Below are 25,658 nucleotides of genomic sequence, written 5' to 3' on the forward strand. Positions count from 1 at the left end.
CGACCGCGGCGCCGCGGCACCCGGCGCGCCCGCGAGCGCACCCCGGCCCCCTGCCGCGGCCGTCGACCCGGCGCTCGCGGAACGCTCGGGCATCACGACGTGGGAGTGGGACGAGCTGGCGGCGCACCTCGACTCCCGGCAGGCGGGCAACGTCATCCGCGCCTACCCGGCGCTCGTCGACGAGAAGACGTCGGTGGCGCTGCGCCTGGTGGCCACGGCCGAGGAGCGCGACCGGGCGTCGCGCCGCGGCATCCGTCGCCTGCTCGTGCTCGCGACGCCGACCCCCGTCGCCTACGTGCAGGAGCACCTCTCGAACGAGGAGAAGCTCTCGCTCGCCGCGAGCGCGTACCCGGGCACCCGTGCGCTGCTCGACGACTGCCTCGCCGCCTGCGTGGACGCCGAGCTGCGTGCGCACCACCCCGACGGGCTGCTGCGCACGCGCGCGGAGTTCGACGTGGTCCGCGACGCCATCGCGGCCACGATCGTCGACCGCATGTTCGAGACGGTCGCGCTCGTCGCGCGCATCCTGCGCACGGCGCGCGAGGTCGACCGCGCGATCTCGAAGGCGTCCAGCATCAGCCTGATGTCGGCGCTCGGCGACGCGCGCACCCAGCTCGACGGCCTCGTCCCCGCGGGGTTCGTCTCGGCGACCGGGCTCGAACGCCTGCGCCACCTGCCCCGCTACCTCGACGCGCTGCTCGCCCGGGTGGCGAAGCTCGTCGAGAACCCGGGCCGCGACCGGCAGGCGATGAACCAGTTCGAGCCCTCGCTCGAGGCGTTCGAGGCGGCCGGCGGGCGCATTCCCATCGACCCCGAGGCGCCGGAGCGGCTCGTGCGGGTGCGCTGGATGCTCGAGGAGCTGCGCGTCAGCCTGTTCGCACAGGAGCTGCGCACGGCCGAGCCGGTCTCGCCGCAGCGGATCGCGAAGGCGCTGGCCGGCTGACACCGCGTACATCGCGGGGCACGCCGGGCGCCCCGCCGTACGCACGCCCGCGGGCATCCGCGTCGATAGAGTGGTGCCACCGTGGGAAGCTACACCGATCTTCTGAGAACCGCGGGCGTCGCTCGCATCATCGCCGCCCAGCTCACTGCGCGCTTCCCGTCGGGCATGCTCTCGCTCGCGTTCCTCCTGCACGTCGAGCAGCAGACCGGCTCCTACGGTGCAGCCGGTCTCGTGCTCGCCGCCACGTCGATCGGCCAGGCCATCGCCGGGCCCCTCACGAGCCGGCTCATGGGCCGTGTCGGCATGCGGCCGGTGCTGATCGTGACGACCATCGTGTGCGTCGCGGGCATCGTCTCGATCGGCGTGCTGCCGCTGACCGTGCCGCTCTACATGCTCGTCGGCTTCGTCACCGGGCTCGCGACGCCGCCCGTGCAGCCGGCCGTGCGCACGATCTACCCGAAGATGGTCAACTCGCGCCAGCTGACCCCGCTCTTCTCGCTCGACGCCTCGGCCCAGGAGATCATCTGGGTCGTCGGTCCCGTCGTCACGACCCTCGTGGCGACGCAGATCGGCACCATCTGGGCGATCATGCTCGCCGCGCTGATGATGGTCGGCGGCGGCGCCTGGTTCATCAGCTCCCCCGAGCTCGGCCGCGTGCGCATCCCTCGCTCGAAGCGTCGGTTCGGAGTGGTCCTCGCGAGGCCGCCCGTCATGCTCGCCACGATCGTCGGGTTCCTCCTCATCGGCGCGTGCGCGGCGGTCGAGGCGGGAGTCGTCGCGGTCTTCGGGCACGGCGGCCCGGAGGCCGGCATCGTCCTCGCGATCTTCTCGGTCGGCAGCCTCGCCGGCGGCCTCCTGTTCGGGCACATCCCCATCGGCCCGTGGGCGACCGCCCGCCGCATGTTCATCGTCTTCGCGGGCATGGCGCTCGCCGCGTTCGTCATGGACTTCTGGTGGCTCTCGGCGACGCTCTTCGTCGCGGGCATCGGCATCGCGCCGGCCCTCGCCGTCCTCTTCTCGATCGTCTCCTCGAGCGTGAAGTTCTCCGACACGGCCGAGGCCTACGGATGGGTCGGCACCGGCCAGCTCATCGGCGCCGCACTCGGATCCGCGCTCGCCGGCTTCTTCATCGACGGCTACGGCGCGCAGGGCGCGTTCTGGATCGCCGCGGCATTCGCCTTCGTCGGGGTGCTCGTGCCCACGTTCGGCCGTCGCTGGCATCCCGACCTGCGCGGCCGCGACGCGTCCCCGATCCCCGACACCGAACCCGTGCCCATGCAGCCCAGCTGATCGGAGCCCAGATGACCGACGAACCGCTCCCCCTCGCACCCGTGCTCGACCTCGCCGACGGCGCGGCCGTCCCGCAGCTCGGGTTCGGGCTCTACAAGGTGCCGGCGGCGGATGCCACGGCGCTGGCCCGCACCGCCCTCGACACCGGGTACCGACACCTCGACACCGCGGCCTTCTACGAGAACGAGGCGGAGGTCGGCCGCGCGGTGCGCGAAACGGAGGTGCCGCGTGACGAGGTCTTCGTCACGAGCAAGGTCTGGAAGGACGACAACGGCTTCGACGCCACGCTCCGTGCGTTCGACGCCTCGATGGAGCGCCTCGGGCTCGACGTGCTCGACCTCTTCCTCATCCACTGGCCCGTGCCCTCGACCGATCTCTACGTCGACACCTGGCGGGCCCTCATCCGGCTGCAGGCCGAGGGGCGGGTGCGCTCGATCGGCGTCTCGAACTTCCACGTGCACCACGTCGACCGCATCGTCGCCGAGACCGGCGTCACGCCGGTCGTCAACCAGGTCGAGCTGCACCCGTGGCTGCCGCAGCGCGAGCTCCGCGAGGATCACGCGGCACGCGGCATCCGTGTCGAGGCGTGGTCGCCGCTCGCCCGCGGGCGGGTGCTCGAGGATCCGACGCTCGCGCGCATCGCGGAGCGCCACGGCCGGACGCCCGCACAGGTCGTCCTCCGCTGGCACATGGAGCAGGGCGTCATCGCGATCCCGAAGGCGTCGTCCGCCGCCCGCATGCGCCAGAACCTGGACGTGTTCGGCTTCGCGCTCGACGAGGTGGATCTCGAGGCGATCGCGGCGTTGGAGTCCGGCACGCGCACAGGCCGCGACCCCGACCTCGACTGAACCCCGCTCGGCCGAAGGGATGCACGGCGCAGCCCTCCGGACGAGCGGCGCCGACGCTTCGTTGGGGCCGTTCACCGACTCCCAGCGAACCGCAACGGCATCGTGACCGCACTCCCAGTCGGCCCCCAGACATCGGCCACGCCCGCGCCACTACCGTGAGCGCATGAGAGCCACGCAGCGTATCGTCCCGCCCCGCACCAGCCTCAGGTTCGCCTCGTCGGCGGCCCTCGCCCTCGTCGCCGCGGCCCTGCTCGGGGGCTGCAGCATGGGCGCCGGCAGTGATGCCGCATCCACCGCCGTCGACCCGGCCATCGAGGCGCCGATGCCGGACCAGGCGCCCGAGCAGTTCGCGGGCGGCGCGGAACTCGGCGAGGCGAGCGATGCCGACGGCGGCGCGGAGGCCGGCGCCGAGGCGCCCGAGGATCGCAGCGTCGTGACCACCGGCTGGGTCGCCATCACCGTCGAGGACCCCGTGGCGGCGGCGGCCGACGTCGCCGAGCTCACGGCCCGGGCCGATGGCCGCGTCGACGACCGCACCGAACGCCCGGGCACCGACACCCAGTCGGCGTCGGCATCCCTGGTGATCCGGGTCCCGTCCGACGGGCTGGACGCGGTGCTCGACGAGCTCCGCGATCTCGGCGACGTCACCTCGGTGCAGCTGAGCGCAACGGATGTCACGGTGGCCCACCAGGACCTCGAGGCGCGCATCGGCGCGCTCACCGCCTCGGTCACGCGCATGCGGGCCCTCCTCGCCGAGGCCGCCGACATCGGCGACCTCATCGCGATCGAGTCCGAGCTGACCACGAGGCAGGGCGAGCTCGACGGCCTCACGCAGCAGCGCGCCCAGCTCGACGACCAGATCGCCTACTCGACGGTCTCGGTCGAGCTGGGCACCGAGGACACCGCGCCGTCACCGGCGCCCGAGGGGTTCTGGGGCGGGCTCGTCGCCGGGTGGACCGGACTCCTCTGGTTCCTCGGCTGGCTCGGCGTCGCGCTCGGCGTGATCCTGCCCTGGGTGCTGGCGGCCACGGTCGTCGTCGCGATCGTGCTCGGCATCGTCCGACTCGCGCAGGCGCCGGCGCGGCGTCGCGAGCGCGAGGCGGGGGCGGCACGCGACCCCGAGGCGGGGGCGGCACGCGAGCGCGAGGCGGTCGCCGCCTCGACGACCGGCGACGACCCGACCCCTCGGGCGTAGTCTGACGAGGTGACCTCGACGCCCGAGACCCTGCTCGACGACCACCTGCTCGAACGCATCCGCGAGCGGGCCGCGCACTACGACCGCGAGAACGCCTTCTTCGACGAGGACCTCGCCGAGCTGCGCCTGGCGGGCTACCTCCGGATCCTCGTCCCGACCCGCCTCGGCGGCCTCGGCTGGGGCCTCGACGACGCGGTGCGCGCGCAGATGCGCCTCGCCGGCGCGGCACCCGCCACCGCCCTCGCGATCAACATGCACCTCGTGTGGACGGCCGTCGCGAAGATCCTCGCCGACCGGGGCGACGACTCGCTCGAGTTCCTCCAGCGCGAGGCCGGCGCGGGCGAGGTGTTCGGGTTCGGCATCAGCGAGGCCGGCAACGATCTCATGCTGTTCGGCTCGCGCACCTCCGCCGACCCGCAGCCCGACGGCGGCTATCGCTATTCGGGCCGCAAGATCTTCACCTCGCTCTCGCCCGCGTGGACGCGCCTCGGCACCATGGGCCTGGACGAGACCTCGGCCGACGCCCCGAAGCTCGTCTACGGCTTCATCGACCGCGACGACCCCGACGTGCGGATCCTCGACGACTGGGACACGCTCGGGATGCGCGCCAGCCAGAGCCGGACGACCGTGCTCGACGGCGCGTACGCCGCGCCCGACCGGATCGTGCGCCGGCTCGATCCCGGCCCCAACGCCGACCCGCTCGTCTTCGGCATCTTCGCCGCCTTCGAACTGCTCCTCGCCTCCGTCTACGCCGGCATCGGCGCACGGGCGCTCGACCTCGCCGTCACGGCCGCGCACCGCCGCACGTCGATGAAGCGCGACGGGGCGCCGTACGCGCACGATCCGGACATCCGCTGGCGTATCGCGGATGCCGCGCTCGCGCAGGACGCCCTCGAACCGCAGCTGCTCGCCGTGGCGCGCGACCTCGACGGGCTGGTCGACCACGGATCGAAGTGGTTCGCGAAGCTCGTCGGCGTCAAGGTGCGCTCGACCGAGACCGCGAAGCAGGTCGTCGACCAGGCCGTGCGCGTCTCGGGCGGCTCGAGCTACTTCGCCGGCTCCGAGATCGGGCGGCTGTACCGGGACGTGCTCGCGGGCATCTTCCACCCCTCCGACGACGAGTCGGCGCATGCGACGGTCGCGAACGCCTGGCTGGGCCCACTGCCCGAGTGACCGCCGCCCGTCCGGGCACCGCGCGGCGCGGCATCCGCTCGCTAGACTGGCAGGACCGGTGGCGATGGATGCCGCCGCATCCTTGGGAGTTGAGGCATGAGCGGCATCGCGTTCATCATTTCGATGGCAGTGTTCCTGTTCGGCATGTGGCTGATGGGCAATGCCACGCACATCGTCGGGTTCGAGGCCGCGGTCTTCTTCGCCGGCATCCTCTGCGTGTCCCTCGCCGTCGCGATCCCGGTGAGCATCCTCGGCCGCAGCGACAAGGCCTGAGCGCCCCTCGATGACGCTTCCGCAGCAGGACACCCGCGTCACGTACCCCGAGGGCGAGCTCGTCCAGCCCGCACGCGTGCTGCACGTGGAGCCCTTCGACGACCGACTCGTGGTCGTGACCGATGTCACCAGCTTCCACCCCGTCGACGCCGCCTGGCCCGACCAGCCGGCCGACACCGGCGTCATCGACGCGCACGGCGTCAGCCATGCCGTGCACGAGGCCGTCGTGGCGGCCACCGATGGTGACGCGCTCCACCTCGGCGCCGACATCCCGGTGCGCAAGGGAACCGAGGGCTGGTCCTTCCTCGTCGCGCACCTCGTCGACGCCGACGCCGCGATCTCCGAAGACGACCTCGTGGCGATCACGGCGGATGCCTCGGCGCGACGCGCCCTGTCCCTCGGGCACACCGCCTGCCACGCGGCATCCCTCGCCCTGAACCTGGCGCTCGCCCCGTACTGGTCGAAGCCCGCGCGCACCGACGCGCTCGGAAACCCCGACTTCGACGGCATCGCCATCGCCTCGAGCCGCATCGAACCCGGCGGTTCGCTCGACCGCTACCGCCTGAACAAGTCGCTCCGGCGAGCCGGCTTCGATGCCGCCGCCGCCCTCCTCGACGCGGACCTCGACGACCTCGCGCGGACCGTGACCCAGACGGTGCAGGGCTGGGTCTTCGCCAACGCGCCGGTCCGCATCGACCGCGACGGCGACGGGCTCACCGACCGCCGCACCTGGGTCGCCGAACTGCCCGTCGGCACGGCGGAGATCCCCTGCGGCGGCACGCACGCCGACTCCCTCGGCGAACTCGGCAATGCGCATGTCGACCTGCAGATCGTCGACGACGACGGCACGCCCGTGGTCGAGATGCGCACCACCGTCACCACCTGACACCGCGGTCACCCGGCGAGCCGGGCCCGAGCGGACGGCAGTGCTCTCAACGGGGTTACGATGTCCGCTGTGGGTATTCGCATCGAGAAGGTCGACCTGCCGGGCATCGGCGTGCGTCACGACCTCGTTACCGAAGGCGGGCGGCGCATCAGCGTCGTCTCGCACCGCGACGGCGAGCGCGATCTCGGCGTCTTCGACCGCGACGATCCCGACGCGTGCCGTGACTCGGTCCAGCTGAACGACGACGAGGCGGCGGCCCTGGCCGACGTGCTCGGCGCCTCCGTCATGCTGAGCCGGCTCACGAGCCTCAGCGACGAGACCGCGGGCCTCTACACCGAGCAGATCGCGCTGCCGACCGATTCGCCGTACCTGAACCGCACGCTCGGCGACACGAAGGCGCGCACCCGCACGCACGCCTCGATCGTCGCCATCGTCCGCGACAAGTCGATCATCCCCTCCCCGACGCCGTCCGAGAAGCTGCGGGCGGGCGACGTCATCGTCGTCGTCGGAACACGAGAAGGACTCGACGGAGTGGCCAAGCTGCTCGCCACCGGCCCCGACTGATCGCCGGGCGCCGCCGATGCACGACACCACGCTGCTCCTGATCGAGGTCGGCGCGCTTCTGCTCGTCATGAGCCTGGCCGGGCGTCTCGCCCTGCGCATCGGGATGTCGCCGATCCCGTTCTACCTCCTGATCGGCCTCGCGTTCGGCGAGGGCGGCATCGTGCCCCTCGACGCGAGTTCCGAGTTCCTCGAGGCCGGCTCCGAGATCGGCATCATCCTGCTGCTCGCACTGCTCGGCCTCGAGTACACGGCGTCCGAGCTCTTCGACAGCCTGAAGTCCGCGCGCGCGGCGGGCATCGTCGACGGCGTGCTGAACGCGGTTCCCGGCGCACTGATGGCGCTCATGCTGGGGTGGGGCCCGCTCGCCGCGGTCGCGCTGGCGGGCGTCACCTGGGTCTCGTCGTCGGGGGTCGTGGCGACGATGCTGCGCGACCTCGGTCGCCTCTCGAACCGCGAGACCCCCGCCATCCTCGGCGTGCTCGTCATCGAGGACCTGGCGATGGCCTTCTACCTGCCCATCCTGTCCGCCCTCGCGGTCGGGGCGAGCATCCTGCAGGGGGCCATCGGCGTGGCGATCGCCGTCGGCGTGGTCACCGTCATCCTCTTCGTCGCCCTCCGCCACGGGCACCTGATCTCGCGCCTGTTCCCGGCCGACCAGTACGAGCCGCTGCTGCTCGGCGTGCTCGGGCTCACGATGCTCGTCGCCGGCCTCGCCGCGCAGGTCAGCGTGTCCTCCGCGGTCGGCGCCTTCCTCGTCGGCATCGCACTGTCGGGGCGGGTGGCCGCGAACGCCAGCCGGGTGCTGACCCCCCTCCGAGACCTGTTCGCGGCCACGTTCTTCGTCTTCTTCGGCATCACGTCCGACTCCTCGGCACTGTGGACGATGCTGCTCCCGGCGACCCTCCTCGCGGTCGTGACGATCGCGACGAAGGTGCTGACCGGCGCCTACGCCGCCAGGCGCGCCGGTGTCGGCACCCTCGGCCAGTGGCGCGCCGGGTTCACCCTCGCGCCGCGCGGCGAGTTCTCGATCGTCATCGCGGGCATCGCGGTCGCCTCCGGAGCGGCGCCCGAACTCGCGCCGCTCGCGACGGCGTACGTGCTCATCACGATCATCGCCGGGACGTTCCTGGCCCGCGTTCCCGATGCCCAGTGGTTCCGTGCGATCGTGCGGCGGCGGGCCGAACGGGCCGCCACCGCCGCGGGCTGAGCAGCGCTCGACCCACCGTGACGCCGAACGGGCGGCCCGGTCGCGAACGACCGTTCCGCGAGCGAGCGGCCGGCGGCCCGCGGCCCGCGGCAAGGCCTACTCGGCGGAGCGGCCCTCGGCGGCGGCATCCGCCCGGTCCTGCGCCGCGACGGCACGGAACGCCGCGAGGTCCGCGTCGACATCCGCCTCGGCGTCGGCTGTGAGGAGCTCGCGCACGCGCGGGACGACCTGCGTGGCGTACCGCTCGATGCTGCCCATGATGGCCTCGTGCGAGAGGCCGCCGTTCGAGACCTTCAGGTCGAAGCGGGTCGCGCCCGTGACCCGCATGGCCTCGGCGATGCGCTGCGCCACGGGCTCGGGCTCCCCGGCGTAGAGCGCGCCGCGCGCGGCCTCGTCCTCGAAGTGCGCCCGGCTCGTGGGGCCCCAGCCGCGCTCCTGCCCGATCTTGTTCATCATGGCCTCGTAGTGCGGCCAGAGCGTGTCGAGCGCCTCCGACCGGCTGTCGGCGAGGAAGCCGGGCGAGTGGATCGCGACGGGCTGCGGCTCGTGGCCGAACTGGTCGAGCGCGCGACGATAGAGGTCGGCGAGCGGGGCGAACCGCGCAGCGCTCCCGCCGATGATCGCGAGCACGAGCGGCAGTCCGTAGTGCGCGGCACGCACGACCGACTCGGGGCTCCCGCCGACGCCGATCCAGGTCTTGAGGCGACCGTGCTCGACCGGCGGGAAGACCCGCTGGTTCTCGAGCGCGGGGCGCAGCTCGCCCGACCAGGTGACCGGCTCCTGCGGCAGCAACGCGGCGAAGAGGTTGAGCTTCTCCTCGAAGAGCTCCTGGTACTGGTTCAGGTCGTAGCCGAAGAGCGGGAACGACTCGATGAAGGAACCGCGACCGAGGATCACCTCGGCACGGCCGTTCGAGAGCCCGTCGAGCGTCGCGAAGCGCTGGAAGACGCGCACGGGGTCGTCGCTGCTCAACACGGTGACCGCTGAGCCGAGGTGGATGCGCTCGGTGCGGGCCGCGATCGCGGCGAGCACGACCTCGGGAGCGGAGACCGCGAATTCGTGCCGGTGGTGCTCGCCGACGCCGAAGAAGTCGAGTCCGAGGCGGTCCGCGAGCACGCCCTCCTCGACCACGTTGCGCAGCACCTGGGCGTGTGTCAGCTTCGCGCCGGATGCGTCGAGGGTGACGTCGCCGAACGTGTCGATGCCGAACTCGTAGTGGGTCATGCTCCGCCTCCGTCGTGACGCACACATCCGTATGCGTTCGCATGGGTTGAACCGGGTCCGTGCCGATGCTATTCCCCCGCGTCACGAACGCCGGGGAATGCGACATCCGATCGGTCGGTTGACCTTGATGCACACGCATGGAACCTCCGGCACGATGGAGGCGCGCGCGCGAGAATGGAGTGATGGACGTGGCAGACCGGCCGACGATCGGCATCTTCGGGGCGGGCAAGGTGGGCACCGCCCTCGCCCGCCTGCTCGTGGGCGCCGGCTACGACGTCGTCATGGCGGGTTCGCCGCGACAGACCGCCCTCTCGCTGCTCGTCTCGGTGGTCGCACCGGGGGCCCGGGTCGGCACGCCCGACGAGCTGGTCGCGCACGCCGACGTCATCATCGTCGCGGTGCCGTTCGGCAAGGCCGCCTCGGTGCCCTGGGAGGACTTCGACGGGCGCATCGTCGTCGATGCGATGAACTACTGGCCACCGGTCGACGGCCACATCGCCGAGGTCGACGCCGACGAGCGGTCCACGAGCGAGATGATGGCGGCGCGCAATCCGAAGGCCCGCGTCGTGAAGTCCCTGAACCACGTCGGCTACCACGAGATGGAGGACGACAGCATGGACGCCGGTTCGCCGCTGCGTCGTGCCATGGCCGTCGCGGGCGACGACCCCGAGGCACGCGCGGCGCTCGCCCGCATCATCGACGACCTCGGCTTCGACCCGGTCGACGGCGGCCCGCTCGTCAACGGTCGGGCGCTCGAGCCCGGCCATCCGGCCTTCGGGCGCGAACTCGGCGCCGCCGAGCTCAGCGCGCTCGTGACCCCCAGCGCCGACCTCGCCGCCTGACCCTCCGCGGCGGTCGGCGTACGCTGGCACCGTACGGCCGAGGGCCGGCCGCATGGAGGGGCCCACCATGGCGACGGATGCCGCGGCGCTGGTCGCCGCGCTCGAGGAGATGGCCACGCCGGCGGAGCGCGAGAAGTACACGCGGTACTTCCCGCCCGACGACTCCGCGCCGTTCATCGGGGTGCGCATGGGCACGGTGTTCGAGCTCGCGAAGACGGCCCTCGACCTCCCCGTCGCCGAGCTGGAGACCCTGCTCGACGTGCCCACGCACGAGGTGCGTGCGCTCGCCTGCAGCATCATGGGCAAGTCCGCCGCCCATCGCCGCACGACGGAGGAACGACGTGGCGAGCTGTACGAGCTCTTCCTGCGCCGGCACGACCGCATCGACCAGTGGGACCTCGTCGATCTCGCAGCGCGGGACGTCGTGGGCGGCTGGCTGCTCGACCGCGATCGGGAGCCGCTCCGCCGGCTCGCGGCATCCGACCGCTGGCCCGAGCGCCGCACTGCGCTCGTCGCGACCTTCGCGTTCCTCCGCAGGCGTCAGCTGGACGACGCGTTCACGATCGCCGAGCTGCTCGCCGACGACGACGAGCCGTACGTCGCGAAGGCCCTCGGCTGGGTCCTCCGCGCCGCGGGCGACCTCGACCGTGAGCGCCTGACGCTGTTCCTCGAGCGACGGGCCCCGTCGATGCCGCGGGTCGCCCTGCGCGCCGCCGTCGAGCACTACGACAAGCCGGATCGGGCGCGCATCCTCGCGCTGCGCTGAGGGATGGGCCGCCGCTCGGGTCAGGAGGTCGGGCGGACGTCGGGTTCCTCGTCGTCGTCGTCCGACGCGCGACGCCGGCGCCTGGACCCCAGGTCGGCCACGCCGATGGCGAACGCCGCGGCGACCAGCACGGCGACGGCGAGCATGCCGTAGCCGTACGCGTGGTGGTAGACCTCGAGGTCGGGGTCTCCCCCGGACTCCCGGTAGATCGTCGAGTAGAACAACGACAGCGTGACCGCCGTGCCGATGGCCGTGCCGATGCGCTGGCCGAGCTGCCCGACCGAGCCGGCGAGGCCGCCCTGCCGTACCGGGATGTCCATGAGCGTCAGCGTCTGGTTCGGCGAGACGACGAGGCCGCCGCCGGCTCCCGCGATCGCCATCGCGCCCGCCATGGCCCAGGGGGTCACCGCGGCCGGCGTCGTGATGGCGACGAGCACGAGCAGGCCGATGCCGATGAGCAGCAGCACGAGGCCGCCCACGACGAGCGGTCGGCCCAGGCGGTTCACGAGGGTGCCGCCCACCCACGAGCTCAGCGCGCTGACGAGTGCGAAGCCGATGCTCACCATGCCCGCGTAGACGGCCTCGAGTCCGAGTCCGTCCTGCAGGTAGAGGGTCGTGAGCAGGAACATCGACGGCATGGCGGCGAAGTACACGCTGGCCAAGGAGATGCCATTGCGGAACGAGGCGACCCGGAACAGGGTGAGCGGCACGAGCGGCTGCCGACCGGATGCCGCGTACCGCTGCTCCCACGCGAGGAAGGCGGTCAATGCCAGCACGAAGATCACGAGCACCCACCAGCGAGCCGGATTGTCGCTCGGAGAGCCCGTCGTGAACAGGAACGGCCACATGAGCGCGAGCACGGTCACCGCGAACAGCCCGAGCCCGACGGGGTCGAGTGAGAGCGGCTCCTTCGAGGGACGGCGCGTCACCGGCAGGAACCAGATGGCCAGCACGAGCGCGATGATCACGAGCGGCACGTTGATGAGGAAGATGCCCCGCCAGCCGTCCTCCGGGCCGCCGATGGCGATCATGAGTCCGCCGAGCGTGGGGCCGAAGGCGGTGGCGAGACCGATGACCGCGCCGAAGAGGCCGAACGCCTTGCCGCGCTCGGGTCCCCGGAAGAGCTCCTGGATGATGCCGAGGACCTGCGGCATCTGGATGCCGGCCGCCACCCCCTGCAGGAGGCGTGCGACGAGCAGTACCGTGATGTTCGGCGCGAGCGCCGCGACGAGGCTCGTGACGAGGAACAGGCTCAGGCCGACCACGAAGAGGGTCTTCCGCGACCGCTGGTCGCCGATGCGCCCGGAGGGCACGAGCGTGAGGCCGAAGGTGAGGACGTAGCCGGCGACGATGAGCTGCAGTTGCGTGGCGGAGGCGTCGAACGCCGCCTCGATCGACGGGAGCCCCACGTTGACCTTGGAGAGATCGAGGATGGTGAGGGCGGCGACGCCCGCACAGATCCAGTAGGCGCGCCAGCGATGGGCCTCGGAGACGGGGATGGACCTGGTGGCCGGTTGCTGCGTCATCCCTGCCAGACTATGCCCGGCCCCTCGCGAAGGCGAGACACGACGGGCGGCACCGACGAGTCGGCGGCGATGCGCGAGAGCGAGACGGATCGCGGGAACAGGAAAGGCCGGCTTTCGCCGGCCTTTCACGCTGCTGGTGGACCCAGGGGGATTCGAACCCCCGACCTTCTCATTGCGAACGAGACGCGCTACCAACTGCGCCATGGGCCCGAGCGAGTACGAGCCTATCATCCCGAAAGCGGTGGTTCGAACCACCGCCGAGCGCCCGTCAGCCGGCCTGGCGGCGCCGTCGGAGCACGGTGTCGAGGTCGTCGAAACGCCGCTGCGGCGCCCCCACGACGCCCATGCGCGCGTACGGGCTCACGGGCTCGGGTGCGGCCTCCTCGCGCGTCGGCTCAGGCGCTGCCGCCGCCGGGACGATGCTCGGCATCGGCGTTGCGAGCTCGTCGATCCGCCTGGCCCGCTCGGCCTCGAGCGCGAGGCGCTGCAGTTCGGCGGCGGCCTCGATGGACGCCATCGCGGTCGCGGCGATCGTGCCGCGCGAGAGCGTCAGCGGGCGAGGCAGCGGCTGCGGGACCCAGCCCTCGGGCGCGGCATCCGGTTCGGCGAACTCGACCGGCTCGAACGCCTGCGACACGACGGGCGCCGCGACGTGCACGGCGGGACGGGCGACGCGGATGCGCGCGAGCGCCACGAGGGCGCCGAGCGCGGCGAGGAGCACCGCACCGCCCGTGATGAGCACGGACACGGCGGTGGCGACCGGGGCGAACCCCAGCAGGACGACGCCCGCGACGGCGGTGAGGAGGCCGACCAGCAGCGCGAGCGAGCACAGGGCCCGCCGCCGCCGGAGCACCTTCAGGCTGGTGGCACGGACAGGCGCGTCGACGACCGCGATCGGCTCGGTCGGCGCGGCGACGCTCGCGACGAGGTCTGCTGCGGCATCCGCCGCCGTCTGCGCCGCGCGACGCTCGGCGATCGCGAGCCGCTCACTGGCCTGCTCGCTCAGGCGGGCCGCACGCTCCTGCTCCCGCAGCACGCGCTGCTGGGCCGCGACCTGCCGCGCCGTCGCCTCGATGACGACCGGCTCGGGCGTCTCCGCGGTCTCGGCGAGGATGCGCAGCGTCTGCTGGAGCCGGACCGCGTTGCGCTCCGTGGCGACGTACTGACGGCGGCTGAGCCAGATGGGCATGAGGTACGCGAGCCACAATGCCGCAGCCACCGCCACGAGCAGTCCCCCACCGATCACGCCCATGCGACAACGCTAGGACACGTGCGACGGATGAGTCGACCCGGCCCGGGCGTGTCAGCGATCTGCTATCCTCAGCGGCTGCGCGGCCGCGACGAGATCCTCGGGATGGATCCGAGCGGCCTCGGTCGGCGCCCGTCCGTCGCGCCAGCGCCGGAGCACGCCGCCCGGCACCTCCTCGGCGACGAGCGCGAACGCGAAGTGGTCGCACCACTGGCCGTCGATGTGGATGAAGCGCCGGCGCAGGCCCTCGTAACGGAAGCCCAGCTTCTCGACCACGCGCAGCGACGGCCCATTCTCGGGGCGGATGCAGATCTCCATGCGGTGCAGGCGGAGGGTCCTGAAGCAGTAGTCCGTCGCCAGCGCGACCGCGGTCGGGGTGATGCCCCGACCGGCGGCCCCCTGGGCCACCCAGTAGCCGATCGAGGCCGACGAGAGCGAGCCGTGGGTGATCGACGAGACGTTCATCTGGCCGACGATGGCGCCGTCGACCTCGATGAGGAACGGGAGCGCCGTGCCGTTGCGGGCATGAGCGAGCAGGTTCCGGATGCTGGCCCGCGCGTCGATCACCGTGCCGCCGCCGGGATACGTCGCCTCCCAGCGCCGGAGCCATGCCCGGTTCTCGAGCAGCACGCGTTCGAGCGCCTTCGCATCACGCGCCCGGATGGGGCGCACGATGATGTCACCGTCGCGCAGGGTCGGGATCCCGGCGGCGGACATGGTCAGTCGCGCCCGAGGCCGGCGACGTACTCGACGAGCCAGGGCTTGAGGTCGGGACCGAGGTCGTCGCGATCGGCCGCCAATTGGATGACGGCCTTGATGTAGTCGAGCTTGTCCCCCGTGTCGTATCGGCGGCCGCGGAAGATCACCCCGAAGACGCCGCCCGTCCCCTCGACGTCGGCGGCCATCTCCATGAGGGCGTCGGTGAGCTGGATCTCTCCGCCCTTGCCCGGCTGGGTGTGCTCGAGCACGTCGAAGACCTCGGGCTTCAGCACGTAGCGGCCGATCACGGCGTAGTTCGACGGCGCCACCTCCTTCGCCGGCTTCTCGACGAGCCCCGTGATGCGGACCACGTCGTCCTCGTCGGTCGCCTCGACGGCCGCTGCGCCGTAGAGGTGGATGCTGTCGGGGTCGACCTCGAGCAGCGCGACGATCGAGGCGTCGCGGGAGACCTGCTCCTCGAGCATGCGGGAGAGCAGGATGTCGCGGGCGTCGATGATGTCGTCGCCGAGGAGCACCGCGAACGGCTCGCGACCGACGTGCATCTTCGCGCGCAGCACGGCGTGCCCGAGCCCCAGCGGGTCGCCCTGGCGGACGTAGTGCATGTCGGCCAGGTCGGTCGACTCGTTCACCTTCTCCAGCTTGGCGGTGTCGCCCTTGGCCGCGAGGGTCGCCTCGAGTTCGGCGACGCGGTCGAAGTGGTTCTCGAGGGCGTTCTTGTTGCGCCCGGTGACCATCAGGACATCGGTCAACCCGGCCTCGACGGCCTCCTCGACCACGTACTGGATCGCGGGCTTGTCCACGACGGGCAGCATCTCCTTCGGCATCGCCTTGGTCGCAGGGAGGAATCGGGTGCCGAGGCCCGCCGCCGGGATCACGGCCTTGGTGATGCGTACAGTCATGCGCTTCAGCGTATCCGGACGGGCGGCCCCGCGCAGGCCCGCCTCAGCAGGACGGCCCTAGGATGAGTGCCATGTCCGACGATCCGTCCGTCCAGAAGCGGATTCTGCGCGCCGAGCTCCGCGAACGCCGCCAGAACATGCCGGAGCACGAGCGTCGCATCGCCACCGAGGGCTTCACGGCCCGCCTGGAGGAACTCGTCGGATCCACGGATGCCGCATCCCTCTCGTGCTACCTGTCGATGCCGAGCGAGCCCGACACGCGGCCGTTCGTCGAGTGGGCCGAGGCCCGTGGCATCCGCGTGCTCTTCCCGGTCACGCGCGAGGACGGACTGCTCGACTGGACCATCGGCGAGAGCGAGGACGAGATCCTCGGCCTGCACGGCACGCCGGAGGCGGTGGGAGAACTCCTCGGCCCGATGGCCATCAACGACGTCGACCTGATCGTCGTTCCGGCGGCCGCGGTGGACTCGACGGGCATGCGATTGGGCTGGGGCCGGGGCTATTTCGACAAGACCCTCGGTTCGATGGGAAAATGTCCTCCGGTGTACGCCGTGGTGTTCGACAGCGAGTTCGTCGAAGAGGTCCCACGCGAGGTGCACGACCAGCCGGTCAACGGCGTCGTCACCCCGACGCGCATCCACGCGTTCTAGCAGCGATGCACCTCCGAACCGAGAGAGCTCCATGCCCACCTATTCCTACCGTTGCACCGCGTGCGACAACGCCTTCGACATCCACCAGGCCTTCAGCGACGACACGCTGACGGTCTGCGAGGCCTGCGGCGGCCCGCTGCGCAAGCTCTTCAACACGATCGGCGTGACCTTCAACGGGTCGGGCTTCTACCGAACGGATTCCCGTGCCGGCGCGTCCGGCGGGTCGTCGGGTGGCGGGTCGAAGGGCGGATCGGGCACGTCGTCGTCGGGTTCTGCCCCGGCGAAGGCGGGGGGCTCGTCGTCGAGTTCGTCTTCGGGCGGCTCCACCGCTAGCGTGGCGTAGACCTGATCGATGCGACAGCAGGGGGCGACGTGCTGAAGGGTTTCAAGGAGTTCATCCTCCGGGGCAACGTGATCGAGCTGGCCGTCGCGGTCGTGATCGGCACGGCGTTCACGGCCGTGGTGACCTCCATCGTGAACAACCTGATCAACCCGCTGATCAGCGCAGTCTTCCGCGCCGACAGCCTCGACACGGCGTTGGTCGCCGAGATTCCGACACTCGACGGCGGCACTTCCGACGTCAAGTTCGGCGCCGTGCTCGGCGCGATCATCACGTTCATCACCGTCGCGGCGGTCGTCTACTTCGTCTTCGTCCTCCCGATGAACACTCTCAAGGAGCGCGCGGAGGCCAAGCGCAAGGCCGGCGAGCCCGACCCGGACGAACCTGAGTCGGAGCTCACCCTGCTGTCGGAGATCCGCGACCTGCTCGCCGAGCGGCCCACGGGCGACACACACCAACCCAGGCACTGACCCCGCGTCGATGGAGGGCCCGTCGCCCAGGGCGGGCGCTGCGTCGAGCAACGGCTCAGCCCCAGTGGGGCGGCTTCTCCCGCGTGAACCGATCGTCGTCGGGGCCAGGCGCACGGCGGGCACCCTCGTCGTCCGGCGCGTCCTCGCGGCCGGGCACCGGCGCCTCCGGCGAAGGGTCGGTGCCCGGCGCCGGCGTCAGCCGCGCCCGCCGCGCCCGGCCGCCGGCCCGCTCGACGCGTTGACGTTCGTCGTTCATTCCGAAGCGGCGTCCACGGGAAGCACGGGCGGCTTGCCGAGCAGCGTGGCGACGCGGTCGGCGACCGCCTCGGGGTTGCCGAACAGCTCGAAGGTGTGCACGCGGAGGTAGTGCCAGCCCAGCCTGCGGAGCACGTCGGGCCGGAGGCGCAGGGACTCGCGGAGGCTGTATCCGGTGAGCACTTCATCGGTCTCGACCACGACGGCCTTGCCCGCGTTGGCGGCGGCCAGTGCGAGGCGACCCCGGTGGCCGGGTGAGATGCGGATGCCGCGGCGCTCGAGCCTGGCCGCGAGGTCGTCGAGCATCGACGACCCGCTCGACCCGTTGACGCCCTCGGCGGCACGCTCCTCGGTCTGGCTCAGGATGCTCGCGAGCGCGAGGACGCCGTGCGACTGCCGGTCGGCATCGATGTCGTCGGGGCGGAACGCCGAGACGAGGTCCATCGAGCGCCGGGCGCGGGTCATGCCGACCGCCAGGAGGCGGTCGCCACCGGGCTCGCCGAGCGACCCGAAGTTCGACAGGAGCCGCCCATGCGGGGTGCGTCCGTACCCGACCGAGAAGATGACGCGGTCCCGGCTCTGCGCGACGGACTGCTCGAGCGTGAGCACGGTGAACGGCTCGGCTCGGTCCTTGAGGATGAAGTCCGACAGATCGGTGCGCTTCGCGAAGGCGGCGAGCACGGCCTGGTGCACGCGCGCGGCGTGCCTGGCGCTCGCGGTGATGACCATGAGCGACTCGCGCGGGCGCTTGACGGCGTGCTCCATCACGAGCTCGACGACCTTCGCGACCTCGGAATCGATGGACTCGACGGTGCCGGTGACCTGGTCGGGCAGCCCGTTGCCGCGCACGTAGTGCAGTCCGAGGCTGCCGTGGCCGAGGAAGCTGCCGGCCCACGGCAGCGACTCGATGCGGCCGCCGTAGAACCGGCGATTGACCAGTTCGGCGAGGTCCTCGCCGCCCGCGCGGTAGCTGCGGGTCAGGGTCATCGTCGGGAGCAGCTCGCCGAGCCGGGCGAGGGCGGAGTCCGCGTGCAGCGCGTCGACGCCGTCGACCTCGGCGGCCCGGCCGGTCGCGGCATCCGTGGCGTCGGGGTCGTCGAGGCCGGTCTCGAAGAGGGTCGGGGTCTGCGTGACCGGGTCGCCGAAGGCCACGACCTGCTTGGCCCGTCGGATGGCGCCGAGGTTCTCGGCCATCGTCGTCGAGCCCGCGTCGACGAGCACGACCGTGTCGAACGTGATCGACGGATCGATGGCAGCCACGTCGTACGGCGAGGCGAGCCAGATCGGCGCGAGCGTGCGGAACAGGTGCGGCGTCTCGCGCTGCAGCGTGCGGCCGTCGACGCGATCGCCGCGCAGCATCCGCTTCAGGCGCTCCGCCTCGTCGGGGTGGTCGACCAGGGCGACCTTCCAGTTCTCGCCGAGGTGCCAGGCGAGCTGCGGGCCGGCCGACGACGCATGGGCCTCGTCGACGAGGCGGAAGTCGCCCTCGAGGCGATCGAGCAGGGCCGTGTCGGCGCCGAGCAGGGCGGTGTCGGTCGCGAGCATCTGCTCGAGCACCGACTGCCACCAGGCCAGCTCGAGCTCGGCCTCGACGACGTGCTCGGGCACGTGCCGCTTCGCGAGGTCGACGAGCAGCGGGTCGAGGCCGAGGTCCCGCAGGCTCGCGAGGAGGGCGGTGCGCTCCTGGAGGTTGGCGAGCACCTCGGACTCCGCGGCGAGACCGGTGAGCATCGTGGTGAGGTCCCGCACGGGCCGGGCCACGAGGCGGCGCGGCGTGCCGCTCAGGCCGAGCGGGGTGTCGAGCAGGGCGAGGTCGCCCTCGACCGACCGGTACGCCACGTGGACGTCGTCGAGCCCGACGGGCACGGCCGGGATGGATCCGGCCTCGGAGTAGCGCTGCCAGAGGGTGCGCTGCTGCTGGATGCCGCGGAGTGCCGCGTTGAGGTCGGTCACGTGCACGCCCGGGCGCACGTACTCCAGGGCGTGCCGGCGCAGGCGTCGCCGGTTCGCCCCCGACATGCCGGGCGACTCGCGGCGCGGCGCCGTGGCGGAGATGAGCTCGCCGAGCGGGCGGTCGAACACCGACGGCCGGAACCGGTCGAGCGTCTCGCGCACGTCGAGCAGCAGCCGGAGGAAGACGCCGAGCTCCGCGACCGATTCGAACGTGCGGAGCCTCGTCTGGGCGATGAGGGCGCGGCCGCGATCGATGAGCCGGGGCACGTCGGTGCCGCTCAACCGCTTCGCGAGCTCGTGGGCACGCGTCGCCTCCTCGGAAGAGGTGAACGAGGCGCCGTACCAGGGCGAGTCCCCCGGTCCGTACTTGAACTCGCCGAGGGCTGCGGCGCGGACGAGGTCGCGGGAGACCCGGTCGCGTCCCTCGGCGAGCGCGACGAGGGACGGATGTCCGAGCCGGGCGGTGGTCGAGGGGGCTTCGGGCAGGAGGGCGAGTCGCGCGAGCTCGCCGAGCGCGTCCAGCACGGAGACGTGGAGTGCGGGATCCCGGCGGGTGAGGGCGGACCGGTAGTCGACGAGCGCCTTGCGGAGCCGGACGAGCGCATCGTCGACGTCGGCGACCCTCGGCCGCTCGACCTTCTCGTTGCGCGAGATCGACGAGATCAGGTCGCGTCGCAGCGCCGTGGTCGTGACGGCGGCGCCGCCGAGTCCGACCTGGCCGAGCCGGTGCGCGATGCCGTCGAGGCTCGCGCGGCGCGCACCGACCACGAGGACGCGCTGGTCCTTGGCGACGAGCGACCCGACCGCGTTCACGATCGTCTGCGTGCCGCCGGTGCCGGGGAGGGTCTTCACGACCAGCGACGTTCCGGCCTCGATCTCGGCGATCACGCGCTCCTGCTCGGGATCCGCGTCCAGGAGGAGGGTGTCGGTCGACGGGGGCCGTTCGTCCTGGGGCACCGGACGTGCCCGTTGGCCGGTGTCGGCGTACCTCGCCTTGGCGGCGGGGTTGCCGGCGATGGCGTCGATGAGCGGGTGGTCGAGGCTCGTGGCGTCGTCGGCCATGGAGGGGCCCACCTCGGCGAACGAGGACACGACCAGGCGCGGCGCGACCTGGAACCACGGCAGGTGGCTCGTGAGCCCGCGCAGGCGGTCGATGACGGGCTGCGGCTTGAAGACGCCGTTGGTGATCGCGAGCGCGACGAAGGCGTCGGCGTCCAGCGTGATCTGGAACTGTCGTCGGAGCTCCCGCGCGAGCGCGGGGTTCAGGAACGGCTGGCCCTTGAGCTTGAGTTCGAAGTCGCGCCCGTACCGGCGGATGGCGAGGGGACGCAGCAGGACCGGGGCGAGGAATTCCTCGCCGGCATTGCGCCACGAGGCGAGCCCGATCGCGAGGTGCACCGACTCGATCCCTCGCACGGACCGCAGCTCGACGCCCTTCTGGGTGATCTCGGCGGCGGCCAGCTTGGCGTTCCGCAGTGCGAGCTCGTCGCGGATGAGGCTCGAGAGCAGGGTCGAACGCCCGGTGATGAACTGGGGCAGTCCGCCGGGGTGGGTCGTCGAGAGCTCGATGCGCGTCCTCGGCGTGTCGATGAATCGCACGAGCGGGGATCGACCGCCCACCGTCTCCAACTCGCGCTGCCATCGATGCCAGGCGGGTTCGGCGACGTTGCCTGCGACGAGGTCGGGGTCGCCGAGGCTCAGGCTGTGGGGACTCGTGAGGTTCTGTGACATGTGTTCCGGGGTGAGTGCTCGGGCGACGGCATCGGTCTCCGCATCGAGGAGCACATCCTCTTCTTCATTCCGATCGAGCCGCCGCACACGGACACGATAAGGCCCGAACGACCGTTTCGTGGGATGCAGCGCCGTCGGATGCTTGTTCAGATACCCCCTGGGTATCGTGGTAGCCTCGACGCCTGCCCTACGCTGTGCCCCTTCCGCGCAGCAGATCGACCCGAAGGAGCCGCCATGCAGGAGATCACCCCCGCCGAGGTCGAGGCACTCGACGGCCCCGTCATCCTCGACGTGCGCGAGCCGCACGAGCTGGAGCAGGCACGCATCGAGGGCGCCATCCACATCCCGCTCGGCGAGCTCGTCGCCAGGGTCGACGAGCTCCCGCGCGACACGACCGTCTACACCCTGTGCCACGTCGGCGGCCGCAGCGCCCAGGCGACCGTCTACCTCGAGAGCATCGGCGTGGACGCCGTCAACATCTCGGGCGGCATCCTCGAGTGGTACCGCCAGGGGCTGCCCGTCGAACTCGGCAGCACGCCGTGACGGCCCCGGCCGCCGCCTCGGCCGCCGACGAGGCGCAGCGCCGCATCCTGAACCGGCTGAAGCGCGCCCGCGGCCAGCTCAACGCGGTCATCGACGCCGTCGAGTCGGGCGAGGACTGCCGCACGGTCGTGACGCAGCTCTCCGCCGTGTCGAGCGCACTCGACAAGGCGGGCTTCGCGATCATCTCCTCGGCGATGCGCGACTGCCTGGCCGACGAGGCCACCGCCGCGGCGCCGGCGGCGCGCGGCGTCGCCCCCACGGGCGGAACGGCCCGCGACCGCCTCACCGTCGACGAACTCGAGAAGCTGTTCCTGACGCTCTCCTGAGCACCGTTCCCACGGGCGACGGATGCCGCGCCCGGCCGCCCGTGCTCAGCGGGCCGACTGCAGCTCGAGGCCGTGCGCCAGGGCGACGCCCTCGTTCGTGAGGCGGCCGGCCGTGGCGTTCAGCCCCTTCGCGAGCGCGGGGTCGGCGTCGAGCGCCGCCTTCCACCCGAGGTCGGCGATGCGCACGACATACGGGAGGGTCGCGTTCGTGAGCGCCGGCGTCGACGTGGCGGGGACGGCGCCCGGCATGTTCGCGACGCAGTAGAAGATGGCGTCGTGCACCCGGAACGTGGGCTCCGCATGCGTCGTCGGGTGCGACCCCTCGAAGCATCCGCCCTGGTCGATGGCGATGTCCACGAGCACGGCGCCGGGCTTCATCTGCGCGACCATCTGGTCCGTCACGACCTTCGGGGCCGCCGCGCCGGGAACCAGCACGGCGCCGATCACGAGGTCGGCGTCCTTCACCTGGCGGGCGATCTCGTACGGCGACGAGGCGAGCGTGTGGATGCGGTGGTCGTACCGCGCGTCGAGCTCGCGGAGCTTGGGCAGCGAGATGTCGAAGACCGTGACGTCGGCACCGAGGCCGAGCGCGGTGGCCGCCGCCTGCTCGCCGGCGACGCCGCCGCCGATGACGATGACCTTCGCGGGCGACGTACCGGGCACGCCCGCGAGCAGGACGCCGGCTCCCCCCTTGGAGGCGAGCAGTTCGGCCGCGCCGACCTGGGGGGCGAGCCGCCCGGCGACCTCGCTCATCGGGGTGAGCAGCGGGAGCGACCGGTCGGGCAGCTGGACCGTCTCGTAGGCGATCGCGGTGACCCCCGAGTCGAGGATGGCGCGGGTCAGCGGAAGGTCCGCAGCGAGGTGCAGGTAGGTGAAGAGCGTGAGGTCCTCGCGCAGGAAGCCGTACTCGGCCTCGATCGGCTCCTTGACCTTCAGGACGAGGTCGGCCGACCACGCCTCGGTAGCGGTGCCGACGATCTCGGCCCCGGCGGCGATGTACTCGGCATCGGCGAAGCCGGCGCCCGTACCCGCGCCCGCCTGGATGGCGACGCGGTGGCCGCGTTGCACGAGCGTGTGCACGCCGGCGGGCGTCATGGCGACGCGGAACTCGTTGTTCTTGATCTCAGCGGGTACGCCGATGTACATGAGGGACTCCGAACGAAGTTGGGTGGTTTCCCTCATGGTCGCCTGTTATTCGTGAGATAGGAAGAACGCCCGCACGGAATTCGGTAGAGTTGAGGTGTCTTGCGCAGAAGTTCGGAAGGATGCCGCATGGAGGGCGATTCGCCGCAGATCAGCACAACCCGATCGGTGACCCCGGCGGGCGCCGTCACCCTCGACGAGCTCGATCGCGCCATCATCGCGCGGCTCCACGAGAACGCCCGCATCCCGAACATCGACCTCGCCCGCGCCGTCGGGGTCTCCCCGTCGACCTGCCTCGCGCGGGTGCGATCGCTCCGGGAGCGCGGCGTCATCGTGCGCTACACCGCGGAGATCAACCCGGTGGCCCTCGGCTTCACCCTCCAGGCGCTCGTGAGCGTGCGCATCCGCCCCGGCGCGCGCCACCTCATGGAGCAGATCTCCGACGAGCTCCGACGTGAGCCAGAGGTCGCCCAGCTCTTCTTCCTCGGCGGCACCGAGGACTTCCTGATCCACGTCCGCGTTCGGGACAGCGATCACGTCCGGCAGTTCGTGCTCGAGAACCTCTCGGCCAACCCCGCCGTGGCCCTCACCGAGACCAACCTCGTCTTCGAGCACCACACGGCGCTCTCGGCCGGCCTGCGCGCCGTGATCTGAGCTCAGCCGTCCACCGGCAGGATCTGCGCCAGGTCGAGCCCGTCGGGCGATTCGAGCTGCGCGTACGTGCAGGAGGCGGCATCCCGGTCGGGCCGCCACCGCTTGAACTGGGCGGTGTGCCTGATGCGGTCGCCCTCCATCTGGCTGTACCCGACCTCGACCACGAGCTCGGGTCGCAACGGCACGAACGAGAGGTTCTTGCCCCCCGACCATCGGCTCACGGCGCCCGGCATGCGAGAGCCCTGATGCGCGTCCGGGTCGGCCCACTCGCCCCACGGATGCCGCGACAGGTCGGTCTCGATGTACGGCTCGAGTTCGGCGACGAGGCTCGCCCGTCGCGCCATCGGGAACGACGCCGCGACGCCCACGTGGTGCAGGCGCCCGTCGTCGTCGTAGAGCCCGAGCAGGAGGGAGCCGACCACGTCGCCGGTCTTGTGCCAGCGGAAGCCGGCGATCACGCAGTCGGCCGTGCGCTCGTGCTTGACCTTGAACATCGTGCGCTTGTCGGGCAGGTAGGCCCCGTCGAGCGGCTTCGCGACCACGCCGTCGAGTCCGGCGCCCTCGAACCGCGTGAACCACTCGCGGGCCTCGGCGAGGTCCGCCGTCGCGGGCGTGACGAACACCGGGTCGGATGCCGCGGCGAGCGCCTCGACGAGCAGGTTCCGGCGCTCGCCGAACGGGCGTTGCATGAGGTCGTCGTCGCCGAGGGCGAGCAGGTCGAACGCGACGAACGACACCGGAGTCTGCTCGGACAGCAGCTTCACGCGGGAGGCGGCCGGGTGGATCCGCTGCTGCAGTGCGTCGAAGTCGAGGCGTCCGTCCCGCACGAGGATGATCTCGCCGTCGACCACGCACCGCTCGGGCAGGTTCGCGCGAAGCGCCTCGACCAGCTCGGGGAAGTACCTGGTCATCGGCTTCTCGTTGCGGCTCCCGAGCTCGATCTCCTCGCCGTCGCGGAACACGATCGTGCGGAAGCCGTCCCACTTGGGCTCGGTATGGCCGAGATCCGGGATCTCCTTGACGGCCTTCGACAGCATGGGCGCGATGGGCGGCATCACAGGCAGGTCCATCGCTCCATCATGCTCCCGGAGAGGTCGGCGGCGCAGCCCCGCCCATGATCGCGCGACGCACCGCCCGGCATCCGCAGTGATTACCACCCCGATGGCGTGCGATCAAGCCCCGTTCCACGTTCGGGTTCGTGCCGTAAGGTCTATCCCGGTCGCCCCCGACGATGTGGCCGACCGGAACGAGGAACACACCATGCACCACCACTTCACCGCCGATGCGCGCGCCCTGACCACGGCCGCACTCGCGCCCCAGGAACCCACCCGGAGGTTCACACGATGAGCTCCGTGCTCGACAATCCGTCGCGCTCGCACGCGCACCTGCCCGCCCAGGGACTCCCTCCCATCGGCAGCTGGTGGACCCTGCTCGACCGGGGGCTCCAGCGGGAGATCCTCGCGAACCCCGCCGCTCCCCTGCGTCCGTTCACCGTGCGCCGGATCTTCGAGGTCTGCGGTCTCGACGTGCACCGCGCGCCGCTCGGCGCACGCCTCGGTGCGAACGAACGCGCGTACATCTCCGGTTGGGCGCACGCGATCGACTGGGCCTGACCACGACCGAGGGAGCGGACGGATGCCTCCGGCGGGCGCCCGACGAGACCTCGGCGCCATGCCGGCACGACGCGGCACCGGTTCGTCACGGGCCATGGTGCCCCTGGAGGGACTCGAACCCCCAACCCTTTCCTTAGGACGGAACTGCTCTTCCATTGAGCTACAGAGGCTGACCGCAGAAGTCTACCCGGCCCGTGCGGGCGGGCAGGACGGCCCGAGGGTCGATGAAGCCGACGATCCGGGTCGTCTCCGGGAGGGGCCGAGCGCGGACCGCTGGAGGTCGCGGGTCCGCGATAGCCTGTCCGACGGCCGCCTGCGCGCGGCGATGACGTCGATGTGCGAGAGTCAATCGGCACGCCACGACCGAACGGGAGC

At 71.7% G+C, this 25,658-nt stretch carries 26 protein-coding genes and 2 tRNA genes; 18 read left to right on the forward strand and 10 right to left on the reverse strand.

Annotated features, from left to right (window positions below; all coding sequences use genetic code 11):
* From GQQ95_RS08625 to GQQ95_RS08660, 9 genes are all read left to right on the forward strand, one after another.
* The coding region (locus tag GQQ95_RS08625; protein ID WP_157427270.1) for a DUF3418 domain-containing protein at positions 1–943 on the forward strand (943 nt) is incomplete at its 5' end.
* 81 nt (positions 944–1,024) lie between these two features.
* Complete coding sequence (locus GQQ95_RS08630; RefSeq protein WP_157427271.1) at positions 1,025–2,233, forward strand: MFS transporter; 1,209 nt, start codon at positions 1,025–1,027, stop codon at positions 2,231–2,233.
* Positions 2,234–2,244: 11 nt separating this feature from the next.
* Positions 2,245–3,081: an aldo/keto reductase gene (locus GQQ95_RS08635; protein ID WP_157427272.1), complete on the forward strand. Its 837-nt coding sequence runs from the start codon at positions 2,245–2,247 to the stop codon at positions 3,079–3,081.
* A gap of 163 nt (positions 3,082–3,244) precedes the next feature.
* Positions 3,245–4,276 (forward strand): DUF4349 domain-containing protein, encoded by a 1,032-nt coding sequence (locus GQQ95_RS08640; protein ID WP_157427273.1) that lies wholly within the window; start codon positions 3,245–3,247, stop codon positions 4,274–4,276.
* Between the two features lie 9 nt (positions 4,277–4,285).
* The gene (locus tag GQQ95_RS08645) at positions 4,286–5,449 is read left to right on the forward strand and encodes an acyl-CoA dehydrogenase family protein (protein WP_157427274.1); all 1,164 of its coding nucleotides are present in this window, start codon (positions 4,286–4,288) and stop codon (positions 5,447–5,449) included.
* 96 nt (positions 5,450–5,545) lie between these two features.
* Positions 5,546–5,722, forward strand: a complete 177-nt coding sequence (locus GQQ95_RS19330; RefSeq protein ID WP_170297023.1) for a hypothetical protein — start codon at positions 5,546–5,548, stop codon at positions 5,720–5,722.
* 10 nt (positions 5,723–5,732) lie between these two features.
* Complete coding sequence (locus GQQ95_RS08650; RefSeq protein WP_157427275.1) at positions 5,733–6,608, forward strand: metal-dependent hydrolase; 876 nt, start codon at positions 5,733–5,735, stop codon at positions 6,606–6,608.
* Positions 6,609–6,677: 69 nt separating this feature from the next.
* Positions 6,678–7,172, forward strand: a complete 495-nt coding sequence (locus GQQ95_RS08655) for a cation:proton antiporter regulatory subunit (RefSeq protein ID WP_157427276.1) — start codon at positions 6,678–6,680, stop codon at positions 7,170–7,172.
* Between the two features lie 16 nt (positions 7,173–7,188).
* A complete protein-coding gene (locus tag GQQ95_RS08660; RefSeq protein WP_157427277.1) occupies positions 7,189–8,379 on the forward strand; it encodes a cation:proton antiporter in 1,191 nt (396 codons plus the stop codon).
* 96 nt (positions 8,380–8,475) lie between these two features.
* Here GQQ95_RS08660 and GQQ95_RS08665 read toward each other — a convergent pair whose 3' ends face one another.
* On the reverse strand, positions 8,476–9,603 hold the full coding sequence (locus GQQ95_RS08665; protein ID WP_157427278.1) for an LLM class flavin-dependent oxidoreductase: 1,128 nt from the start codon (positions 9,601–9,603) through the stop codon (positions 8,476–8,478).
* A 182-nt stretch (positions 9,604–9,785) separates the two neighbouring features.
* Between GQQ95_RS08665 and GQQ95_RS08670 the strand changes: the two genes are divergently transcribed.
* Together GQQ95_RS08670 and GQQ95_RS08675 are read left to right on the forward strand one after the other, a co-directional pair.
* Entirely contained in the window at positions 9,786–10,445 is a 660-nt protein-coding gene (locus GQQ95_RS08670) for an NADPH-dependent F420 reductase (RefSeq protein ID WP_170297024.1), read from the forward strand.
* Positions 10,446–10,497: 52 nt separating this feature from the next.
* Positions 10,498–11,211, forward strand: a complete 714-nt coding sequence (locus GQQ95_RS08675; protein WP_157427280.1) for a DNA alkylation repair protein — start codon at positions 10,498–10,500, stop codon at positions 11,209–11,211.
* 20 nt (positions 11,212–11,231) lie between these two features.
* On the opposite strand, the gene GQQ95_RS08680 is transcribed toward GQQ95_RS08675, so the two are convergent.
* From GQQ95_RS08680 to galU, 5 genes are all read right to left on the reverse strand, one after another.
* The gene (locus tag GQQ95_RS08680; protein WP_157427281.1) at positions 11,232–12,737 is read right to left on the reverse strand and encodes an MFS transporter; all 1,506 of its coding nucleotides are present in this window, start codon (positions 12,735–12,737) and stop codon (positions 11,232–11,234) included.
* Between the two features lie 134 nt (positions 12,738–12,871).
* A tRNA-Ala gene (locus tag GQQ95_RS08685) sits at positions 12,872–12,947 on the reverse strand.
* A gap of 58 nt (positions 12,948–13,005) precedes the next feature.
* Entirely contained in the window at positions 13,006–13,989 is a 984-nt protein-coding gene (locus tag GQQ95_RS08690) for a hypothetical protein (RefSeq protein ID WP_157427282.1), read from the reverse strand.
* Positions 13,990–14,040: 51 nt separating this feature from the next.
* Positions 14,041–14,703, reverse strand: coding sequence for a GNAT family N-acetyltransferase (locus GQQ95_RS08695; RefSeq protein ID WP_157427283.1), 663 nt, complete (start codon positions 14,701–14,703; stop codon positions 14,041–14,043).
* 2 nt (positions 14,704–14,705) lie between these two features.
* Entirely contained in the window at positions 14,706–15,605 is a 900-nt protein-coding gene (gene galU / locus GQQ95_RS08700) for a UTP--glucose-1-phosphate uridylyltransferase GalU (RefSeq protein WP_157427284.1), read from the reverse strand.
* A 71-nt stretch (positions 15,606–15,676) separates the two neighbouring features.
* Between galU and GQQ95_RS08705 the strand changes: the two genes are divergently transcribed.
* The 3 genes from GQQ95_RS08705 to mscL are packed head-to-tail and all read left to right on the forward strand — an operon-like array spanning position 15,677 to position 17,065.
* Positions 15,677–16,255 (forward strand): 5-formyltetrahydrofolate cyclo-ligase, encoded by a 579-nt coding sequence (locus tag GQQ95_RS08705; RefSeq protein WP_157427285.1) that lies wholly within the window; start codon positions 15,677–15,679, stop codon positions 16,253–16,255.
* 31 nt (positions 16,256–16,286) lie between these two features.
* Positions 16,287–16,598: an FmdB family zinc ribbon protein gene (locus GQQ95_RS08710; RefSeq protein WP_157427286.1), complete on the forward strand. Its 312-nt coding sequence runs from the start codon at positions 16,287–16,289 to the stop codon at positions 16,596–16,598.
* A 29-nt stretch (positions 16,599–16,627) separates the two neighbouring features.
* Complete coding sequence (mscL, locus tag GQQ95_RS08715) at positions 16,628–17,065, forward strand: large conductance mechanosensitive channel protein MscL (RefSeq protein ID WP_157427287.1); 438 nt, start codon at positions 16,628–16,630, stop codon at positions 17,063–17,065.
* Between the two features lie 252 nt (positions 17,066–17,317).
* On the opposite strand, the gene GQQ95_RS08720 is transcribed toward mscL, so the two are convergent.
* A complete protein-coding gene (locus tag GQQ95_RS08720) occupies positions 17,318–21,004 on the reverse strand; it encodes an AAA family ATPase (protein ID WP_246205321.1) in 3,687 nt (1,228 codons plus the stop codon).
* Between the two features lie 234 nt (positions 21,005–21,238).
* Between GQQ95_RS08720 and GQQ95_RS08725 the strand changes: the two genes are divergently transcribed.
* Both GQQ95_RS08725 and GQQ95_RS08730 read left to right on the forward strand, forming a co-directional pair.
* Positions 21,239–21,547 (forward strand): rhodanese-like domain-containing protein, encoded by a 309-nt coding sequence (locus GQQ95_RS08725; RefSeq protein ID WP_157427288.1) that lies wholly within the window; start codon positions 21,239–21,241, stop codon positions 21,545–21,547.
* Complete coding sequence (locus GQQ95_RS08730; RefSeq protein WP_157427289.1) at positions 21,544–21,873, forward strand: metal-sensitive transcriptional regulator; 330 nt, start codon at positions 21,544–21,546, stop codon at positions 21,871–21,873. Before GQQ95_RS08725 ends, GQQ95_RS08730 begins: the two co-directional genes overlap by 4 nt.
* Before the next feature lie 45 nt (positions 21,874–21,918).
* On the opposite strand, the gene ald is transcribed toward GQQ95_RS08730, so the two are convergent.
* Complete coding sequence (gene ald / locus GQQ95_RS08735) at positions 21,919–23,019, reverse strand: alanine dehydrogenase (protein ID WP_157427290.1); 1,101 nt, start codon at positions 23,017–23,019, stop codon at positions 21,919–21,921.
* 126 nt (positions 23,020–23,145) lie between these two features.
* On the opposite strand from ald, the gene GQQ95_RS08740 reads away from it, so the two are divergent.
* Positions 23,146–23,670, forward strand: coding sequence for an Lrp/AsnC family transcriptional regulator (locus tag GQQ95_RS08740; protein WP_157427291.1), 525 nt, complete (start codon positions 23,146–23,148; stop codon positions 23,668–23,670).
* Positions 23,671–23,672: 2 nt separating this feature from the next.
* Here GQQ95_RS08740 and GQQ95_RS08745 read toward each other — a convergent pair whose 3' ends face one another.
* A complete protein-coding gene (locus tag GQQ95_RS08745; protein WP_157427292.1) occupies positions 23,673–24,740 on the reverse strand; it encodes an ATP-dependent DNA ligase in 1,068 nt (355 codons plus the stop codon).
* A gap of 273 nt (positions 24,741–25,013) precedes the next feature.
* Between GQQ95_RS08745 and GQQ95_RS08750 the strand changes: the two genes are divergently transcribed.
* On the forward strand, positions 25,014–25,283 hold the full coding sequence (locus GQQ95_RS08750; protein ID WP_157427293.1) for a hypothetical protein: 270 nt from the start codon (positions 25,014–25,016) through the stop codon (positions 25,281–25,283).
* 95 nt (positions 25,284–25,378) lie between these two features.
* On the opposite strand, the gene GQQ95_RS08755 is transcribed toward GQQ95_RS08750, so the two are convergent.
* Positions 25,379–25,453: transfer RNA gene (locus GQQ95_RS08755), tRNA-Arg, on the reverse strand.
* Between the last annotated feature and the right edge of the window lie 205 nt (positions 25,454–25,658).

This window comes from Agromyces salentinus (assembly GCF_009749395.1).
Classification (GTDB): Bacteria; Actinomycetota; Actinomycetes; order Actinomycetales; family Microbacteriaceae; genus Agromyces; species Agromyces salentinus.

Excerpts from the sequence above, each read along its gene's own strand:
- GQQ95_RS08750 (WP_157427293.1), top strand. The coding sequence starts at position 25,014 with ATGAGCTCCGTGCTCGACAATCCGTCGCGCTCGCACGCGCACCTGCCC.
- GQQ95_RS08745 (WP_157427292.1), bottom strand. The coding sequence starts at position 24,740 with ATGGACCTGCCTGTGATGCCGCCCATCGCGCCCATGCTGTCGAAGGCC.
- GQQ95_RS08695 (WP_157427283.1), bottom strand. The coding sequence starts at position 14,703 with ATGTCCGCCGCCGGGATCCCGACCCTGCGCGACGGTGACATCATCGTG.
- GQQ95_RS19330 (WP_170297023.1), top strand. The coding sequence starts at position 5,546 with ATGAGCGGCATCGCGTTCATCATTTCGATGGCAGTGTTCCTGTTCGGC.
- GQQ95_RS08705 (WP_157427285.1), top strand. The coding sequence starts at position 15,677 with ATGTCCGACGATCCGTCCGTCCAGAAGCGGATTCTGCGCGCCGAGCTC.
- GQQ95_RS08710 (WP_157427286.1), top strand. The coding sequence starts at position 16,287 with ATGCCCACCTATTCCTACCGTTGCACCGCGTGCGACAACGCCTTCGAC.
- GQQ95_RS08640 (WP_157427273.1), top strand. The coding sequence starts at position 3,245 with ATGAGAGCCACGCAGCGTATCGTCCCGCCCCGCACCAGCCTCAGGTTC.
- GQQ95_RS08690 (WP_157427282.1), bottom strand. The coding sequence starts at position 13,989 with ATGGGCGTGATCGGTGGGGGACTGCTCGTGGCGGTGGCTGCGGCATTG.
- GQQ95_RS08740 (WP_157427291.1), top strand. The coding sequence starts at position 23,146 with ATGGAGGGCGATTCGCCGCAGATCAGCACAACCCGATCGGTGACCCCG.
- ald (WP_157427290.1), bottom strand. The coding sequence starts at position 23,019 with ATGTACATCGGCGTACCCGCTGAGATCAAGAACAACGAGTTCCGCGTC.
- GQQ95_RS08680 (WP_157427281.1), bottom strand. The coding sequence starts at position 12,737 with ATGACGCAGCAACCGGCCACCAGGTCCATCCCCGTCTCCGAGGCCCAT.
- GQQ95_RS08650 (WP_157427275.1), top strand. The coding sequence starts at position 5,733 with ATGACGCTTCCGCAGCAGGACACCCGCGTCACGTACCCCGAGGGCGAG.
- galU (WP_157427284.1), bottom strand. The coding sequence starts at position 15,605 with ATGACTGTACGCATCACCAAGGCCGTGATCCCGGCGGCGGGCCTCGGC.
- GQQ95_RS08665 (WP_157427278.1), bottom strand. The coding sequence starts at position 9,603 with ATGACCCACTACGAGTTCGGCATCGACACGTTCGGCGACGTCACCCTC.
- GQQ95_RS08720 (WP_246205321.1), bottom strand. The coding sequence starts at position 21,004 with ATGTCACAGAACCTCACGAGTCCCCACAGCCTGAGCCTCGGCGACCCC.
- GQQ95_RS08635 (WP_157427272.1), top strand. The coding sequence starts at position 2,245 with ATGACCGACGAACCGCTCCCCCTCGCACCCGTGCTCGACCTCGCCGAC.
- GQQ95_RS08675 (WP_157427280.1), top strand. The coding sequence starts at position 10,498 with ATGGAGGGGCCCACCATGGCGACGGATGCCGCGGCGCTGGTCGCCGCG.
- GQQ95_RS08725 (WP_157427288.1), top strand. The coding sequence starts at position 21,239 with ATGCAGGAGATCACCCCCGCCGAGGTCGAGGCACTCGACGGCCCCGTC.
- GQQ95_RS08670 (WP_170297024.1), top strand. The coding sequence starts at position 9,786 with ATGGACGTGGCAGACCGGCCGACGATCGGCATCTTCGGGGCGGGCAAG.
- GQQ95_RS08660 (WP_157427277.1), top strand. The coding sequence starts at position 7,189 with ATGCACGACACCACGCTGCTCCTGATCGAGGTCGGCGCGCTTCTGCTC.